The organism is Tolypothrix bouteillei VB521301, assembly GCF_000760695.4.
In the GTDB taxonomy this organism is placed as follows: Bacteria; Cyanobacteriota; Cyanobacteriia; order Cyanobacteriales; family Nostocaceae; genus Scytonema; species Scytonema bouteillei_A.
Genome location: NZ_JHEG04000001.1, coordinates 9,327,540 through 9,345,890, shown reverse-complemented (window position 1 = coordinate 9,345,890; position 18,351 = coordinate 9,327,540). Strand labels below are relative to the sequence as shown.

Here is an 18,351-nt window from a genome sequence, read left to right as displayed (position 1 = left end):
ACTCTTGAAACTGTTCTGCGATCGCTCCCTTTTGTCAGCCCAATGAAAGATGAACGATCGCTTCACAAAGCTTTACATGGGAGAGAGAGTAAGGGTAAAAACTATGCAATTAAAACCTATTAATCAACAAGTTGTTGCTGTAGTCGGTGCTTCTAGTGGGATTGGGCGCGAAACCGCTTTGAAGTTTGCCCAAAAAGGCGCAAAGGTGATGGTTGCTGCGCGTAGCGAATCAGGGCTACAGTCTTTGGTGAAAGAAATCCAAAGCTTTGGCGGAGAAGCCGCATATGTTTTAGCTGATGTGAGTGATTTTGAACAAGTCAAAGCGATCGCAGACAAAACTGTCGCACTTTATGGACGGCTAGATACATGGGTTCATGCTGCAGCAACAGGTGTACTTGCTCGCTTCGACCAAATCTCACCAGAAGAGTTTCAACGCGTTGTAGACGTTACCTTAATGGGACAAGTTCATGGTGCAATGGCAGCACTCCCTTATCTCAAACAAGAGGGACGAGGAGCATTAATTCATATCTCCTCAGTGGAAGGTGTCCGCAGTTTACCACTACAAAGCCCCTATTCTGCTGCCAAGCATGGGGTTGAAGGTTTCTTAGAATCGCTGCGTGTTGAGTTGCAACATGAAAAATTGCCCATCAGCGTGACATCCATAAAGCCTGCGGTGATTAACACCCCTTATTACAACAAAGTTCGCACCAAGCTGGGGGTTAAGCCTACAGGAATACCCCCATATTACCAACCCAACATTGTTGCCGATGCTATTCTTTACGCAGCAGAACATCCCACTCGCGATTTTATAGCAGGGGATGTTGGCAGAGTCTTGGATGTGTTGCAACGGGTTTCGCCAGAACTTGTAGATTCAATACTGACGCTGATTGCTTTTGCAGGACAGAGGACTAACGAACCTAAGTCAGAAGATGCACCAGATAATCTCTATGGACCTGTACCTGAGTATGACAGAGTGAAGGGAGACTTCGACCAATTGGCAATTCCAACTTTCTTAGATTGGCTAGATATGAATCCACCTCTTAAATGGGGTGCAGTTACCTTTGCAGCATTAGGTGTTGCAGCTTTGCTTGGTGGATGGCGTCCTGGAAATAATGTTTAATTTGGGTCTTACCTCTCTTTTATTACTTTCGTAAAAGAAAATTTGAAACTCCGTTTTTACGTTCTTGAGCATAGATAACTGCTTGTTGCTGTGGAGTGGCTCGTTTACTTATCTGGGACAGCGGCTCCACCCCCAAGATGCAGATACCTCATTGTATGGAACTGCTTGAGAATCTTGAACAATCCAAGCCCCATGTACAACAACATAACAGGCATCAGGACCTAACTTATCGCGCACGGTCAGTTCTATTGCCGATTTGTTTGAATGTACAATCTTACGGTAGGTGCAAAACGATTGCTGGGAACTTGAATGCAGGCAGCGATGCTCAAAACCCGAATTTTCAGGTGGTATTCCAGTTGGACTGACTTGAGGGTAGACGTAAATGACAACTCGGATTGGAATTTGTGAAGTCTCAAGCCACCCTAATGTTGTTGATTTTTGTGCTATTGCAGACCAGTGCATGACAGACGGAGGCACTTTTATACTGCCACGAGCAGCTGACCAATCAATATAAAATGGCTCTATTGTTGGTTCTCCAGGTGCTGCAACCAAAAATAATGGTGCTGTCTTGGGAGCGGCTAGCTGTTCGTTTGGAAGGTAAGGGGCAACTGAAGTATCTTGTTGATTCGATTTGGTAGTACATCCGCAGTTAAGCCCGATCGCGATTAAGCTAACTGCAATTGAGCGGAAGCACTGGCACTGCACGGATATTAACGTCGGACGCACTGAATTTCATCATCGTTCTGCTCGTAAGCTGCTGCTGAAAAGTTTTGAACTCCAGTGCTGACCGTACCGAATCCTTCAGTACGGTAACGATGCCAATCTCCTGCCTTACACTTAGCAACAACTGTTCTACGGTAGTTTTGCACCGTACTGCTTGAAGCGGTAACGGTTTTTGGCGAGAGTGTGGCTACACGCTGCCAGCCGTACCAACGCGATCTGTAAGTCTTGCCGCTAACGGTGTTTGAGATTAAAGGAAGAACTTTACAAAATGACACGATGCGAGTGTGAATTTCTTCAGAGTATGTATTAGAGGCATGTGGTGTATTCACCTGCAAACCACATTGCCCGCTTGAGGGATAAGCAAAGGTGCTGACCCTTTCATAATCACCGATCGCGCTGTTCCATACAGTCTCAGAAGTCCGGTTCCCACTCTCAGGTGCGATCGCTGTGGATTGGTCAATTCCAACATCGGATACGCTATCACTGACGTTCTCAAACTTTGTCTCAGATCTATCTTGCGATAAATTCTCAGATGCTGAATCTTCAACTGATACCGCATAAACTGTGGCAGTTAGTGAGAATGACATCAGCAAAAGTACTGCTGTTAGCCCTTTTCTCATGGCTTTTCCTCCCAACAAGTGCAACAAAGACTTGTTGTTATAAATTATCTCCTAACGGTAGTTGATTTTACTAAGAGTCGCAAATTCGTTTACTAACTCTAAACTGGGGTTTTCAGTCATTGTTTTATAATTTTTCAGCAATTGCTAATTAACCCTTTTGTGCAGTTGACTATGCTGTTTAATTGCTATCAAACAACTAGCAGAATGCTGTAGTTGTCTTTGTAGCAAGACCAATAGAGCAATTTTAAAATGGGAACAATTTGTTACCTTCTACTAGATTCGCTTAACAATTCCATACAATTTACGGGTTTTGACTTGTATGGTGCAATGGAGGTTGTCTGTGACTCCGGCGTATAAAGTTTTGTAAAAAGCAATAGCCCACTAGCCTCTCAGAGTTCTGAAACTAAGAAGCGATGAGGAGCGCGATCGCCCTGGTGGTTTTCGCTCCACGCTCAGAGTCGCACCTAAAACATTTACAGACGTGACAGTTGAGTTTATTTTGAAAGGCGTTTTTATTGAGCCAATCCGCGCACGCTTTGTGACGCGGAATCTGGCTGAGAATTAGTATCTATAGCTACACTGTCAAAGTTTTGCCAATAACACTGTTAAAACTAAAAGCGGCAGCAGGATCGCTGGCACTCCCAATAAACTCGAAGTTCTTTACGAACATATCTGTTGTGCCGTTATTGACTGTATAAAAGCCATCAGCATTTGTGATGCCTGAGACAGTATATTGTCCAGTCCCTAACAGTAGCGTATCTTTGTCATCTTCACCATCAAAACGACCAGTTCCGAAGCCTTTAAGAACGTCATCGCCGTCCCCGAGAAGGACAATACCTAAGCCATTAAACCTAGGTAGTACACCTCCGAGATCTGGAGGATTAAAGCTAGAAAAGCCACCATTAAGGGCATCAACGGTATCATTGCCCGTACCAGTATTTATGATGCCGTCATTGTAAATACCAACGCTTGAACCATTACCAATAACGGTGTCATTGCCTGCACCCGTATTAATAATACTGCTGTTGCTACTATTGCTGAAGTTATAGGGAGTGTTGTAAATTCCTATATCTCCTGTGCCAATAATTGTGTCGTTCCCTGCACCTGTATCGATAATGCTGTTGCTACTGCTTAAGAAGGGAGTGTTGTAAATCCCTATATCTCCCGTGCCAATAATTGTGTCGTTCCCTGCACCTGTGTTAATGGTGCCAAAGGAATTTAAGACTCCAGAGCCTCCATCGCTAATAGACGACGTAGCATTACCTGTGATTGAGTCATCACCATTACCAGTATTGATAATGCCTCTGTTAACAATACCGTTTAAGTCACCATTACCAATGATTGAGTCATTACCACCATCATTATTAATGATGCCTTCGTTAAGGATTCCCGCCAAGCCAGTGCTAGGTCCCGTACCAATGATTGTATCGTCACCACTACCAGTATTAATCGTACTACTTTCTTGATTGGATATACCTACAAAATTTCCAGTGCCAGTTATTACACCACTAATTGTATCGTTGCCAGCACCCGTCTTGATGCTACCAGTATTATTTATTGCACTGCCACTTCCACTACCAGGTTGAATCCTACCTGTGGCTCTGATTACGTCATCCCCACTACCAGTATCAATAGTACCAGAGTTATCGAGGACTCCACCGTTTGTAGAACCACCACTAAAGAGTTCATCGCTAGTAGCTGTAATCGTATCATTACCATTACTGGTATTAATGGTACCACTATTTGTGATGCCAGCGCTTTGGAAAAATACAGATGAGTTGTTAGCGCCGGTGCCAGTGAGAGTGTCGTTACCACCAAGGGTATTAACGATGCCAGTATTGAAAATTTCCGCAGTTCCTGATGTAGGGACTAGATCGGCTCGGTTGGTAAAGGTTAGGGTGGAAAGGTCTATAGCCATATTAGAATAGTGAGGGATTTCGTTTGTGTAGCAGTGAATTCTATTCGCTTCAATTATTCTCTCGCGCTGAGTGACATAAGAGAGTTACTTACTCGTTGCAAAATCACGAAGAACAGCTTTGCGATTTTGTAACGAGTGAGTGCATTATCTCGTTACGCGAACAAGCGGTTGTGCTACCACTTTTTCTAACCCAATTGTCGCGAGCAAGTTTTTCCAGTCTTCAGCTAATACTGAATCCTGAGGATTTGCCAGACGGAGTTCTGCTAGAGATGTGAGAGCATCATACCAAATACCTTCTTGAGCATAGATAACTGCTTGTTGCTGTGGAGTGGCTTGTTTTAAGCGATCGCTCAGTGCTGTCTTTAGATTCACTCTCTGAACCCAGCCTTCTACATAATCTAAAGTTGTTTGCTGAGAATTGCATGCAACTCTCACCTTCAAAAACCAGCGATAGCGCTTGTCAATCTCGAGAGAGGCTGGAGTCTCTTTGAGAGAAACTCCAATAATGGCCGATTTTGGCGGTATTGAGATGTTTGTGCGGTAAATTGTTTTGTTATTGTCAGTTTGTAAAACAAACTCGATCGCTTGAATCAATGACTGGTTGTAGGGTAGATAAAACCAAAAGCTTGGTTGCTCCACACTGGTTAGACCCCATACCTGAGTCATTGTACTTGTTTCTCCTTTTTGCAGACTCAAGCTTTGCTCGTAGCTTGGAACCAAAGCTGTTAGGGGTAAGTTGCTAGAAATACACTCTCCCCGTGAAGCTCCTTCTCCTCGGTTTCCCGGTGCGCCGCGATCGGGTGGCGGTGGTGGTGGGTTGAAACGAACAGGCATTGATTTTGCTTGAAGCGCTATCGGAGCGCTAAGACAGCTTATTATCAAAATTAAGATAAATGAAGTTTTGAAAACTAATTGCCGATTGAAGGGTTTCATTGCTTCGTTGTGTTTTAAGAAAGTTTTTACTTAATAACTTGATACTTCCCATAGCGAACGACAAGACTGCTAGCAATTAGCGCAAGAGTCGCTGGAACAAGCGGTATCCAAGCACCCCATTGAATTAAAAAAACAAAGCAAGCTGCATAGAGACAGAGAATGGCAAACCCATTAGCAATTGCCAGATAACGTCCTTTTAGGATATACCAAGCAAGCAAGCTACCTGTTAATGACCATCCCCAAATCCAGATTGTTTCTTGCCATACAGACAAAGCCCACAATAGAGGGCGTTCTTCTAGTGCTGCACTCAGCAGTTGACCGATCATCTGTGCTTGCAGGATAACTCCCGGTATTTTCTGTACCCTACCTTCTGGTGTAGAATAAGGTGTCAGTGAAGAGTCTTGAAAGCTTTCAGCCGTTGTGCCAATGAGAACAATTCGATCTTTGACTGCGCTGGGAGCGACTTTACCTGCAAGTACTTCTGCAAGCGTCACTTGTGAAACAAATTTCTGTAGTGAATGATGAGAGCGGTAATTCAATAAAATTTGGTAACCTGTAGCATCAAGATCTTGGTATCCACCAGTATGTGCTTCTAGTGGTTTAAAAGTCGCTTTGCCCAATTGCCAACCCCCATCGGGCGTAAATATGAGTGAAATATTCTGAACTGCTAAATAGCGCAATGCTAATTGGACGCTGAAGGCGTAGGTAGCAAGACAGGGCGACGAGGGTGGTGGCGTTAATGAGAGGAGATGGCGGCGGACGATACCATCTGCATCAACTGTTAAGTCACTAAAGCCCAAGCGTTGATGCTGTATTTCTGGAGGTGGTGAGATTCCCGGTTGACTGGACTGAGGATCGCTCACCCGACACACAGCAATCAGGCGATCGCTTTTTTGCATTTGTGTTGCTAGTTGTGGTAAATCTTGCTTCACAGCATAATCGCGATAGATATCCAATCCAATCACTCGTGGTTCATACGCCTCTAATGTTGCTAGTAATTTCAAGAGCGATGCATCACTTAGAGAACCTCGGCGTTCTTCTTGGGGCTGTGATTGTACGTCTTCTTCTGTAATCTTAACAACCAACAAGCGAGGATCGGGCTTTTCATTGGGACGGAGGCTTAACAAGCGATCGAATGCTTGTAACTCCAATGGTTGAAGCATTCCTAAATAACGTATACCCATGACTAAACCCGCGATCGCCAAACTGACACCAGTCAGCCACAGAAGATGATGCTTGGGATTTTTCGCTTGACTTTTTAGATTTTGAATTTGGGTGGAAGGTAAAGGTTCTAAAACTAATTTCTTCCCATTTGCAAGATTTGACGCGACACGAATAGGACGAATATCGGGATTTTGAGGAGCTTTTCGCGTATCTGCATTGAAAAACTGTAATTTGCTTCCCCTGGTTGTCAATTCATCCCAAGTTGGCGGTATTTCTGCTGGATTTTGGTAGATTACAGGTAGCCAGGTTGCACAAGGAAATTGACTTTCTAGCCCTTGCATTCTTTCCCTTGCCTCGCGAACTGCTAGATACAAAGATTTCCCTCCTGCATATGCTTGCAGGAAATGTTTGAGAAATGCCTGAGCCACGAGATCTGGAACGGGTTCTCGCATCACAATTAACTGTGGAATTTGCAAAGCTGCAAATTCTCGTGCGAGTCCCAAGCCATCACAGGAGTTAAAAATTGCAAGTTTTAAACCGCGCTCTACAGCCTGCCTTAAAGAATATTTTAACTGATTAATTGTCAAACTCTCAGTTTGATTGATGTAAATTAAGCCTGTTTCTCCCGAAATATGAGTTGAACTATGCCCTGCAAAAAAAAGAATATCCCAATTTTGCTGCCAAAGATTATCCGTCAAGTCTTTACACATTGGTTCTACAAGAAAATGAACTTTTGCATCGGGTAGTTGCTCTAAGAGGGCCCGATCTGCTATTGTGTCGATTCCTTTACTGTCACCTAACAATGCTAAAATTTTGACGGTTTCCGTGGGTTTTGATAAAAGATTAACTCGTTCATAAGTTGGAACGCTCAGCGCAATTTCTGCATTTGGATAGCGCTCTATTAACTCCCAAAGATGCCAGGGAAGTTTTTGAATTTGATAATCTTGAGACTGTAAAATTACCCTTATTTCATCCGATTTCAGCAGTTTTTCCAACCATTTTTCTCGAATGGAACGAAAAGAGTCAGATTGCAGCCAATGATTGAAGCAATCGCACAAACATTTAGCTGCTTGCAAGCACTCCTCCAAACTCAAAGTTTGCGTCCTTGGTTTTGATAAACCAATGGGACGAGTTGAAAAATCCAAACTTCGGTAAATTGCTTGCCAGCGATTAAACTCTAGAAGTAATTCTATATTTGGGGGAAGTTCACCTGGGACTTCACTTTGAGGACGGCTATTTTCTTCTCCAATCTCAAGCGTTACTGGAAACCCAGTTTCAAAGCTTCCTTTGCCAAATTTCAAGATCGCTAACTTAGTCACTGTTGTTCGTGTCTCCATTTATAGAGAAGTTCAGCTACTTTTTTCAGTAATTTATTTTTTTTAAAGTAAATATGTATACTGGCACCTTGCTCCATTTTTTATGAAGCTGAAAAAAATCGGTTTCTTGCAAAACCTACAACCTAAAACCCTAAATTTCTCGTCCGGAAACCGAGTTTGTGGCATTGGTACAAGAAAAAAGTATCCCAAGTGTAGAAATTTAAAAAAATTAACTTTATTTTTAGCCCCAATCTCTATATACGATATATCTTTATTTTTTATGCAATTTTACCCACAGGACAAAAATTGTTAGATTATTTTGCGTTTGCCTAGCGCAGGCTGAAAGATCGCTTATCGCTCCCGTAAATCTCCAAATTTTTTCAAGTATTCCTTGGTGTACTCGTCTAGTTTTCCTAACATCTCCATAATGAAATATGTAGACAGTTTTCCTTTGCTTAAATAAATTTAGCAGAATGAAAACCAGTCTCTGTAAATTCTCTATTTTTGTAACCTAAAATTTTCATGCGTTTAAGGCAGGACATAATAGAAATCTTTTCCACATTTGTGCAATTTGATGGAGATACTTTTAGCCGTTGGGTAATAAGTCCCAAGTTGCGGCGCAGTATGCAGAATTGTTTGGAGCACTCTTGCGATTGCGAGTCTGATACTTTTTGGGCAATTTACTGGCACCACATTTGGAAAACTCAAGCAAATCCCCTTGCGGCTGCTCACATTGCAGCCTACTTACAGGAAGTTTGCTATTGGGTTGCTAGAAAAATAAAAATGAATTTACCCGGCGAACGTTATTCTGCTGCTGACTTTTTCCAAACAGCGATCGCTCGCATTGATAAAGTTCTCAAAGGCTTTAACCCACAATTCAGTTCAAATTTAAAAACTTATGCTGAGTATGCATTTAGCAGTATCATAAAAGATTTATTACGTCAACACCAAGAAGCAGATATTTGCACTGACTGGGGATTGTTACACAAAATTAGTGAAAAGCGTTTGGTAAAATCGCTTCAACAAGCAGGGTACAAATTGGAAACAATTGGATGTTACGTTTTCGCCTGGAATTGTTTCCGTCAAGTCTACGCACCTAATGAAACGGTTACATCTCACAAACTCATTAAACCCGATAACAAAACATTACAAGCTATCGCAGAACTTTACAACAGCGAACGCCTGCGCCAGCTTGGTTCTTCCAGCCCAGTTGGGACTCCAGAAAATTTGGAAACTGGGTTGCTAAACTGTGCTAAAGCCGTGCGTTCTTTTCAATATCCCAGCTTCATATCTATAGATCGTCCTTTATCTGAACAAGAAGCAGGAAACTTACTCGATAGTCTGACGGATTCTTTTCAAGAATCTGTCTTGAACGATCTGATTGCCCGCGAGGAAGCAGAATCCATAGCGGAACAAAAAATAGCAATTAACAAGCTTTTAAGCGAGACAATAGAAAAATTGGATACCAAAAATCGCGAGCTTTTGGAAGCTTATTACAAACAAGGACTCACCCAGCAGCAAATTGCACAACAAAGAGGAGTCAAACAATATAACGTGTCTCGTCAATTAAGTAAAATCAAACAATCCTTACTCTTGGCGTTAGCTCAATGGAGTCAGGAAACACTGCATACTCCACTAACATCCAACGTAATTGACAGTATGAGCCATGCTTTAGAAGAATGGCTACAGTTGTACTATCGCCATCCCTTTTTGTAGTCTTGCTGAGAGTTCCCACGATGAATTTTACTTCACCCTCATTCACCCTAATTCCAGAAAAGCTATCCTTAGAAATTCCACTGTCTTCTCACATAAAGGAGTTACCATCATTTTCCAAATCGGGAACTGATTGGCAAGCTCGCCTCAACCAAATGTGTCTGGATGCATTGTTACCTTGGTTGCAAGAAGATCGAGATGGAAGTGTAAGAGTTTGGACGAAAAATGCAGCATTACCAAGCTTTTGGGAGTTTGTACCTGGAACTGCAATAGTTTGCGGGGACAAGCGCTTGGTATTAATCCCGACAGCGGCAATTGATATGGAAGAATTGCGCGTACCCCAGGAATGGGTGGACATTCCCAGTTGGATTGCTGATTGGTACATAGCAGTACAAGTGAGTCCCAATGGAGGGTGGGTGACAGTTTATGGGTATACAACTCACGAACAATTGAAAGCAAAAGGGGTTTATGATGCAAGCGATCGCGCCTATTGTATGGATGAAAATGACCTGATACAAGATATCAATACCCTATGGGTTGCCCATCAACTCTGCCCGGAGGAAATTTTACGTGGGGAGGTAGTTCCTCTACCGATATTACCCCTAGCACGAGCTGAAAACTTGCTGGAACGACTGGGCAATCCTACAGTATCGTTTCCTCGTTTGGCAGTTCCATTTGAACTTTGGGGAGCATTACTAGAACATGGGGGATGGCGACAACGTTTGTACGAGCGACGACAGGGGTTATCAGAACAGTGGTCCGTACAGCAGTGGTTGCAAGGAGGAGTGCCTCATTTAGCACAACAACTTGGTTGGGGAATGTCCTTTATGCAATTCGCTCCTCGTGGTATGCGAAACCGAGAAACGAGGGCATTAGGTATGTGCTTGTCGAGACAAGTCACCCTTGCCGATCGCTTATACGAGTTGCGCGTTTTCCCTCAAGGGAATCTAGAAGACAACATATGGCGGTTTGAATTACGAAATACAAATTTAGATGAAATGATTCCTGCTGGATTCAAACTGAGATTGTTAACGGAGGATTTGCAGCCATTCGCCAACAACGAGGATACCGCAACAGAGGCGATCGCACAGCTTTATGTTGATGTAGTGCTGCAATCAGGAGAGGGGTTAGTTTGGGAGCTTGAGCCTACACCAGATGGATACGACCGAGAAATTTTGCGCTTTTAGGAAGGAGGATGACAGAAAGCACTTGAGCGATTTTGGAAAGATGAATTGGTATTGGGGACTTGAGCAATCAGGTGTATGTTACCCGTCTTATCCACAACCCACCTGTTTGCTTCCACAATTGGCTGAGCATCATCTGTAGGAGGTTCGGAAAAACCAGTCGTTTTTGCTTCCAAGTCTCGCTCCTGTGTCTGTTCGTCAAGTGCAATCCATTGAGTCATCACTGCTCGAGAACGCAACGGTTCGCTTGGGTTCAACGGCACTCCACCGCGTCCTGTCGCGACAAAACGACTGTATTGTCCGTTTTTAGGAGCACAACCTTGAGTAATTTGCTGGGAAGCATCCACTGGATTTGCAGGCAATTCTACTAATCCTCGATTGGGGTCAACATCAGGCGTGTTAATAGTTACGACTCCATTCAACATAGGATTTGCTTGTGAAATAGCAGAGATATCATTTGTAAGCAACCGAGTAGGGTCAAGTTTGTTTGGATCGTTAGTTCCTAACAATTTCACCAAGTCTTCTCGGCTGCGTAGTGTCATACCAAAAATACCAGTGGCGTTAATTGTAACTCTTCCCCCATTGCCATTCAGAGCATTGGCAATAATGTCACTATTCTCACCAGGAACAGCAACAATGAAACCACGTTTAGCTTTAATAGTAATGTTTCCACCATTACCATTGTTCTCAGCAGTAGCTTTTATTTGAGCACCACGACGTAATAACAATAGGTTCTTTGTCTCTATATTAATATTTCCACCAGTACCCGATTCCGCGTTAGCAAATATGCCACTACCAGAAGTACGCTCAGTTTTACTCTCTCCATTGCCCTGAGTTATTAAGGGAAATTCATCATTAAAACTGGGGGTGCTACCATCAACGATTATGCGATCTCCAACTACAAGATTAATATCACCTGCATCACCACCGTTGCGAGCATTGGTAATCAGTTGTCCGCTATTTGTTACCTTGAGTTGCTCAGCATTAATACTAATATCTCCAGCTTGACCTAAAGATCCAGTTTCAGTGGTCGTCACCAAAGTCGTATATGGATTATTTTCTCTAAGAATGCTTGCACGAGTGCCATTCTTATATGGTTCAAAAAGAGAATTTTTCCCTGAGATCAGAATTTCTTCATTGGCATGAATCTGAATTTTACCAGAGTTAGCACCGTTCCTTTCGGATTTAGTTTCCAGAAGTGAGCCATCAGTTATATGAACCGACCTACCCCTAATATCAATATTCCCTGCACCACTTGGTTGCGAGCCTGAACCAACATTGTTACCGAGCCAACTACGTTGGATAATGACAGGACCATTGGATTTAATTGTAATGTTGCCAGATGTGCCTTGAGTACTACCAGCATTAAAAAAACTATTTTCAGTTATGGAAACAGACTCATTACCATCGAGTAATATATTTCCCCCGTCTGCTCTTGCAGTTTTTAGATAAGCACTTTTCAAAGAGATAAAACCATTGGCTTGGAGTAATATATCACCACCGCCTCTGCGTCCCGCTAAGCCACTATAGGTAGAAATAACTTGATCCTCGGATCGCACATCCTGACCGATCAAAGCGATTGAGCCTGTGGCAAAAAGTGAGACATTTCCAGAGGGTCCTTGTCCATCACCGCCAGCATATAGTGATGGATACATAACACTTGTGTTACGAGGAGTCCGCTCTCCATTATTTATAAGTATCTCACCTGCGTTAATAATTATGTCACCCGCTTTGCCCTTAGCATTTCTTTGGGCACGCGTTATCAACACTGTATTTTCATAACCGTTTGAGCGATCGCGCGAACTGCGGTTTCTTACATCAATTCCTGAAATTTCGACTTTTCCGGAAGCATTAATTTGAATATTACCAGAATTGTTGCTATTTTCTGATTGAGTTTCTAAAAAAGACCCTTCAGTTATAGAGACTGATTGCCCGCCAATCGTAATATTACCTGCGTTACTTAATGAATTACCTCCAACATTGTTTCCCAGTCTACTACGTTGAATAGTAATAGGACCATTGGATTGAACTGTAATATTTTTAGAATACCCTGTATCAGTTCCTCCATTGATGAAGCTATTTTCAGTTATAGACACTAACTCATTGCCAATAATTGATATCCTTCCTCCGTAACCACCAATTGCATCCAGAAAAGCATTTTTCAAAGAAATAGAACCATTAGTCTGAAGTGTAATATCTCCACCTCCTAAATGCTGCCCATATTTAGGTCCTCCAGGTATATCTTCAAATATAAAAGTAGAAATAACTTTATCTCGATCGCTAATATCCTGTCCGAGCAAATTTATTGAATTTGTGGCAAAGAGCGATATATTGCCAGCATATCCTTCCCCGAGAACACCAGTTTCTAAAGCAGCTGGAATAAACGATTGTCTTGTAGGGCTAGTCCAATTATTTATATTTCGATTATCTACAGTAATTGTACCAGCATTGATAATTATGTCACCCGATCTACCTACAGCCTCCTGAGCAACTATGTTGGTCAATCGACTTGGGTAATTAATGTTTACTTCCCCTAAACCATTAAGAGTGATATTTCCTGGTGGAGAATGATCGGCTATCAAACCCCGTTCGACACCAGCAGAAATTTGACTGCCTCCCAAAATATCAATATTTCGAGCAGTTATTTCCACACTACCTCGACCTTTATGAGCCACATCAATACGAGCGGCATTAGTAAGAGATACATCAACTTTGTTTGAATTTTGCGGTACTTGCAAAAATATATTATCGTTACTGACGGCAAGACCCACTGTTTCTTGCTGTGCAGCTGCTGCTAACTCAACTCGACCATTTGGAGCTTGCAAAGAACCACCATCCAACTTTATATTTCCGCCCACAAGTGCTAAAGTTCTCTCAGGTTGTACTTGAAGCCCAACAGTTTTCCCATTACTATCGATTACTACAGAGCGATTTTCAAGAGTTCCCAAATTTCCTCCTAATTGCAAGCCAATGGGAGTACTAATCGTCAGAAGTGGCGTTGTTTGAAGATCGTTTGTACTAAATTCTTTTCCATCAAGAAACTTTACTGTACTTGCCGTACTTGCTAAAAAAGACCCACCAATATTTAGTGAGGCATTTGGTCCAAAAATAATTCCGTTGGGATTAATGAGAAATAAGTTAGCATGACCGTTGGCACGAATTAAACCATCAATATTTGATACAGATTGACCTGTTATCCGACTAAAGATATTTTGAATATCCAAAGCATTATTAAAGAAAGCGGTACTTCCTGTAGGAACTGAGAACTCTTGAAAGCTGTGAAATAAGTTACTTCCCGCCTGCGTTCCACCTTCAATAATGCTTGTATTTCCATTTATTTGAACTGTAGAGTTATTAGGAAGAGTACCATCTGATGTTATCTGGGCAAAAGCACAATGAATTGGAAGTATGAATGTCAGTAATATGCCAGTACCAAGTCGCTCTAAAATTCTCAGCGGGGGAAACTCGCTAAAAATAGACAAAAGTTTGTGCTGTAAATAAAATTTGTTGAAAATCATAATTCTCTTAAGAGTTTGATTCAGTAGAATAAGCGGCAAAGTTAAGAAATATGGCTTTGCCGCTTTTTACTTCTCAGCCAGTTGACCTTTTGCTAAGACAAATTGCAATTTCAAGTCCAGATAAACACTTATACTGTATTTGCAGCTAAATAGAGTACACTCTTCTCCAACCCTCCCCAAAGCATCCTAGGGTGGTGTACACAAGTCTTCTAAAGTGCATTAAAAGCGGTTTCGATCCCCCCTAACCCCCCTTAAAAAGGGGGGAAATTTTTCAAGTCCCCCAATTTATCGGGGGTTTTAGGGAGATCTCTAAAGATGTGTACACCAACGTAGCCAAGGCATCAGAGAGGGTGCGCTGCAGCGCGAGTGGGATATTTATAAGTCATTACCCGAATCCGATATAACTGACGATCAACCTATAGCAGCAAGAGCAAGACCGGTTGTGTAGTGGTCAAAGTCCAGAGTATAGCTACTACTACCACTAAATTGATAGACTTGTAGGAAATAGTTACCAGCATCATCTAAGGTAATACTGTCTGGATAAGTACCTGCATTGACAGAGCGTACAAGTTCTTCGCCAGCATCAACAATACGATTATTGTTGATATCTGCAATCAATCGGAGATCGAGATCCGAGCTGAGCCCGCTTAGGTTAATATTCACACCTTCAAAATATCCTAAAGAGAAAGCATAAGTATCAGCAGTGTTGTAATCGCTTATGTAACCATACTGAGTGCTATCTGCTGATATGTCCTCAAGTTGGGTCTCCACTGGAAGAAGATTGCTAGGTGAAAACCCATAGGTAGCCGATAAAGATAGATCGTAACTTATACCGTAGAAGTCGCCGTCATTATAGAGGTTGACTTGGGCAAAGTACGTACCTGTCTGTTGATCTGCAATATTTATTGAGTCATCGTTGTTGCTTCCTCTGTAAGACCCAGCAACATAAATATCTTCTGAGGCATTAAAGATACCATTACCGTTGTCTCGATAAAGTACTACGTCAGCATCATCACCAGCGTTTATACCTGTTAGAGACAGGTTTATATCCCTAGTTTCGTTGAGATTAAATTCAAAGACATCTGTCGTATCATACTTATCTAGGTAGTAATCATTGTTAGTAACAGGGTCTACATTTAAAGTACCGATATTGTAAGTAGCCATTTTTCCTTCCTTATATCGTGAAAACTTCCAATCTTGAACTAGAACTGTGACCACTTGGTGTCACACCTATCCATACGTAAGTAGTTAAGGTCTATGCAGGGTTCACTTCCTTGATGTAAAACTTGTAAAATTACTTAATAATTAATCTTTTTGCAAAAGATAATTACAACCAATTCCCTACTAAAACGTAAGCAGCCCAATAACCGGGACGGCTGTAGTTTGGGTACTTTTGTAGAAGCGTTAACTGAGCGCGACGTAGGGCTTCTGCTTTAGTGACTTTGGCAGAAACTAACTCGCGGTAGAACTCACCAATTAAGATTGCAGTAGAGCGATCGCCCACATTCCAAAGACTCGCCACCGTACTCCGCGCACCTGCACGTACTGCAACACCTGCTAAACCGAGCGTTGCTCGATTGTCTCCTGTTGCTGTTTGACAAGCGCTTAAGACAAGAAGTTCTACTGCTTCCGGGCGTGTTTCATCTCGACGGCGCAAAAGTAAATCAAAGTCCGTGACATTAATTGGACCATCGGCTGCTAAAACAAATGTATCTTCAAGACGAGAACTAAACTGTCCGTGGGTTGCTAGGTGAACAACATTAAACGGAGAAGCGTTCACCTTGACAAACAGTGCTTTACTTGTAAAATCTCGATCTAAAAGTTTTGTACTTGATACACCTGTCTTAGCAATTAAGTTAAATTCAGATTTGATTTCCGGTAAAGGCGGAAATTGTCTAAACTTGGGAGGTGGTTGTACCAATCCTCCAGCAAGAACCCGTAACTTTGTCCGAGCTAAAGGTTTTGGGCTCTGCAATTGCAATCCCACGTTTAAAGCAACAGCATACTTCTGAATTAAATACTGCTTGCCATCGTGCAATGCTGCCATTGGTATATTTCGCAACGCCCCATCAAGTACAAAAACCAAAGTATTAATATCGCTGCGTTGTAAGGTAGGCTCAATTGGTTTAATGAGCCAAGTATAGAGTTGCTGAGACAAAGATTGAACTTCTTCGATTCTGTCGGGTTCGGTTAAGTATTGCCGCAGTTGCCCTATAATATTTTCTACTTCAATTTGAGGTTTATTAACTGAGTAATGATGTAATTGTTGCTTGGGAACTTTGACAATGACTTGTAATTGGTCTTTTAAAATAATTGGATAGATAATAGCAGCAGTAGAATTGTCTCGATCTACAATTTTGTCCAATACAATCTTTGTTACATTTAAACAAGCTTCTCGAAAAAAGTTATCCAATTCTGCTAACTGCAGTGCTTCAATCCTTTGTCTGGCTTTATCTAAAGTTTCTTCACTCAGTTTGTCTCCCTGCGATCGCAAAAGCAACGCTACAGATTCACGATAAACGGGTTCTACACTTTCTTTAAATGAAAATTGAACATCTCGATTGACTGCAACAAGGTCATTCCTCAAAGACTGTAACTCAGCGATCGCAGCATCATAGGCAGCAATTGCGCCGGGAATATCTCCCTGCTGTGTCAGCAACCGTCCGCGTTGCCAGTACCAGTTGTAAGCAATATCAGGGGCATTGACAGATTGAGCTAACAGAAGCGCTTGCTGTGTCAATTTTTGAGCATTCAACCATTGTTTTTGTTGCTCGTAAAGCTTGCCAAGTGTTCCGATCGCATAAGATTCAGCCCGTATATCGCCCAAAGCTTTCGCTTGTTCATAGGCTGCAACAAGCAATTGAGCAACAGATTTTGCTGAGAACAAGGTATCTGAAAGAGCTACAGATGAATTATCTTTTACATTCGTTGCCAATACCATTAAATTTTGTGCCAGATGAATTCTTGCATAAACTGCTCTTTGACTGAGTGGAAGTTTACTAAGATCGTCAGGAATTTGTACTAAAAGAGGTTGTGCTGTGGATAATTGGCGTGTATTTAATAATATGCCAAGCAAATTAATTTGAGCTTGGACTTTGGTGAGTGGTGAAGGTGTGGTTGCAATCGTCTGTTGATAAAACGCGATCGCATCTCCATTTTCTTGTTGCATTCTGGCAGTATTGCCCAAACTTAAAAATGTGGCACTGATTTCTTGCGGCGATCGCATCTTTTGAGCAATTTCCACACTTTTTTGCAGAACTTGACGGGATTGTTCCAAATCTCCTGTTAATTGGAGCGTGTCTCCGAGCGATCGTAATTCTACAGCTTTAGTTAAAGAATCTGGTTGAGAGTGCAAATTTTTATTGACTTCAAGCAACATTGTCAAAGCACGACGGTAAAATCCCATCACCTGTAATGCTTGTGCTTGGTTAATGCAACTGCGAGTGACACCACTGTTGTCAGCTATTTGAGCATAAATTCTCCCAGTCCGTTGCCAAGTTGTTAAAGCCCGTTCGGCTTGTCCTTGCTCTAATTCCAGGCTCCCTTTAATTTCCAGGATTTGAGCAAGAAGCTGTAAGTGTTGTTTAGAAGTATTAATGCTTATAAGATTTAAGCTTTCAGCAATAGCCCGATTTGCTTGAGCCAACATTCCACGGTGCTGGTAGACCAGAGCCAGATTACTTAGCACCATTGCTTGCTTGAGTTTATCTCCAAGCACTTGATATTGTAGAGAAACCCTTTGCAAAACTTCTTGCGCTTCTTCCAAGCGTCCCATGTCATACAGTGCTTTTCCCTGTTTTACTAAATCTTGCAAGCTTTCTTCTGGTTTAGACGAATGTTCTATTGAAGAATCAGCTGCTTGAGAGGGTTTGAAAACAGGTGCTCCGAGAATAAATACAAATATCGTTGCCAATATTAGCAAGAAATAAGCGATTAAGAGGAAAGTTTTCTGTCGTTTGCGCTTTCCCAAAATTTCCTGCTTTTTTGCATTTTGCGAACTTGAGTTTTTTAGCATAATTTAATCTTAACAAAGTAGCATATTTTGCTATAATCAGTGTCAAATTTTTTAGTAAAAATAGGGGTCTGCGATCGGGAGCTAGGGGTTAGATAAGAAGGATTTTTATGGTAAGATTTGTAAAATT

At 42.0% G+C, this 18,351-nt stretch carries 11 protein-coding genes; 3 read left to right on the top strand and 8 right to left on the bottom strand.

Features of this window, described 5'->3' with window-relative positions; translation table 11 throughout:
* Positions 1-103: 103 nt before the first annotated feature.
* The gene (locus tag HC643_RS38255; RefSeq protein WP_038086433.1) at positions 104-1,120 is read left to right on the top strand and encodes an SDR family oxidoreductase; all 1,017 of its coding nucleotides are present in this window, start codon (positions 104-106) and stop codon (positions 1,118-1,120) included.
* Between the two features lie 108 nt (positions 1,121-1,228).
* Here HC643_RS38255 and HC643_RS38250 read toward each other — a convergent pair whose 3' ends face one another.
* From HC643_RS38250 to HC643_RS38230, 5 genes are all read right to left on the bottom strand, one after another.
* Positions 1,229-1,846 (bottom strand): hypothetical protein, encoded by a 618-nt coding sequence (locus HC643_RS38250; RefSeq protein WP_137986192.1) that lies wholly within the window; start codon positions 1,844-1,846, stop codon positions 1,229-1,231.
* The gene (locus HC643_RS38245) at positions 1,831-2,463 is read right to left on the bottom strand and encodes a hypothetical protein (RefSeq protein WP_038086427.1); all 633 of its coding nucleotides are present in this window, start codon (positions 2,461-2,463) and stop codon (positions 1,831-1,833) included. The genes HC643_RS38250 and HC643_RS38245 overlap by 16 nt, the downstream gene beginning before the upstream one ends.
* A gap of 574 nt (positions 2,464-3,037) precedes the next feature.
* Entirely contained in the window at positions 3,038-4,381 is a 1,344-nt protein-coding gene (locus HC643_RS38240) for a beta strand repeat-containing protein (RefSeq protein ID WP_038086425.1), read from the bottom strand.
* Between the two features lie 144 nt (positions 4,382-4,525).
* Positions 4,526-5,314: a DUF928 domain-containing protein gene (locus HC643_RS38235; RefSeq protein WP_038086422.1), complete on the bottom strand. Its 789-nt coding sequence runs from the start codon at positions 5,312-5,314 to the stop codon at positions 4,526-4,528.
* 26 nt (positions 5,315-5,340) lie between these two features.
* The gene (locus tag HC643_RS38230) at positions 5,341-7,815 is read right to left on the bottom strand and encodes a CHASE2 domain-containing protein (RefSeq protein ID WP_237266044.1); all 2,475 of its coding nucleotides are present in this window, start codon (positions 7,813-7,815) and stop codon (positions 5,341-5,343) included.
* Between the two features lie 501 nt (positions 7,816-8,316).
* Here HC643_RS38230 and HC643_RS38225 point away from each other — a divergent pair.
* Positions 8,317-9,510: a sigma-70 family RNA polymerase sigma factor gene (locus HC643_RS38225; protein ID WP_038086416.1), complete on the top strand. Its 1,194-nt coding sequence runs from the start codon at positions 8,317-8,319 to the stop codon at positions 9,508-9,510.
* A gap of 20 nt (positions 9,511-9,530) precedes the next feature.
* On the top strand, positions 9,531-10,694 hold the full coding sequence (locus HC643_RS38220; RefSeq protein WP_038086413.1) for a DUF1822 family protein: 1,164 nt from the start codon (positions 9,531-9,533) through the stop codon (positions 10,692-10,694).
* Here the strand turns inward: HC643_RS38220 and HC643_RS38215 are convergent.
* The 3 genes from HC643_RS38215 to HC643_RS38205 all read right to left on the bottom strand — a co-directional run bounded on the left by HC643_RS38215 (position 10,691) and on the right by HC643_RS38205 (position 18,224).
* Entirely contained in the window at positions 10,691-14,209 is a 3,519-nt protein-coding gene (locus tag HC643_RS38215; RefSeq protein WP_038086410.1) for a two-partner secretion domain-containing protein, read from the bottom strand. The two genes, HC643_RS38220 and HC643_RS38215, sit on opposite strands and share 4 nt — an antisense overlap.
* A gap of 411 nt (positions 14,210-14,620) precedes the next feature.
* Positions 14,621-15,373, bottom strand: coding sequence for a PPC domain-containing protein (locus tag HC643_RS38210; RefSeq protein WP_038086408.1), 753 nt, complete (start codon positions 15,371-15,373; stop codon positions 14,621-14,623).
* A gap of 163 nt (positions 15,374-15,536) precedes the next feature.
* A complete protein-coding gene (locus HC643_RS38205; RefSeq protein ID WP_050045472.1) occupies positions 15,537-18,224 on the bottom strand; it encodes a CHAT domain-containing protein in 2,688 nt (895 codons plus the stop codon).
* Between the last annotated feature and the right edge of the window lie 127 nt (positions 18,225-18,351).

Coding starts and splice junctions, on each gene's coding strand:
- HC643_RS38255 (WP_038086433.1), top strand. CDS start 104: ATGCAATTAAAACCTATTAATCAACAAGTTGTTGCTGTAGTCGGTGCT.
- HC643_RS38245 (WP_038086427.1), bottom strand. CDS start 2,463: ATGAGAAAAGGGCTAACAGCAGTACTTTTGCTGATGTCATTCTCACTA.
- HC643_RS38240 (WP_038086425.1), bottom strand. CDS start 4,381: ATGGCTATAGACCTTTCCACCCTAACCTTTACCAACCGAGCCGATCTA.
- HC643_RS38235 (WP_038086422.1), bottom strand. CDS start 5,314: ATGAAACCCTTCAATCGGCAATTAGTTTTCAAAACTTCATTTATCTTA.
- HC643_RS38230 (WP_237266044.1), bottom strand. CDS start 7,815: ATGGAGACACGAACAACAGTGACTAAGTTAGCGATCTTGAAATTTGGC.
- HC643_RS38225 (WP_038086416.1), top strand. CDS start 8,317: ATGCGTTTAAGGCAGGACATAATAGAAATCTTTTCCACATTTGTGCAA.
- HC643_RS38220 (WP_038086413.1), top strand. CDS start 9,531: ATGAATTTTACTTCACCCTCATTCACCCTAATTCCAGAAAAGCTATCC.
- HC643_RS38215 (WP_038086410.1), bottom strand. CDS start 14,209: ATGATTTTCAACAAATTTTATTTACAGCACAAACTTTTGTCTATTTTT.
- HC643_RS38210 (WP_038086408.1), bottom strand. CDS start 15,373: ATGGCTACTTACAATATCGGTACTTTAAATGTAGACCCTGTTACTAAC.
- HC643_RS38205 (WP_050045472.1), bottom strand. CDS start 18,224: ATGCTAAAAAACTCAAGTTCGCAAAATGCAAAAAAGCAGGAAATTTTG.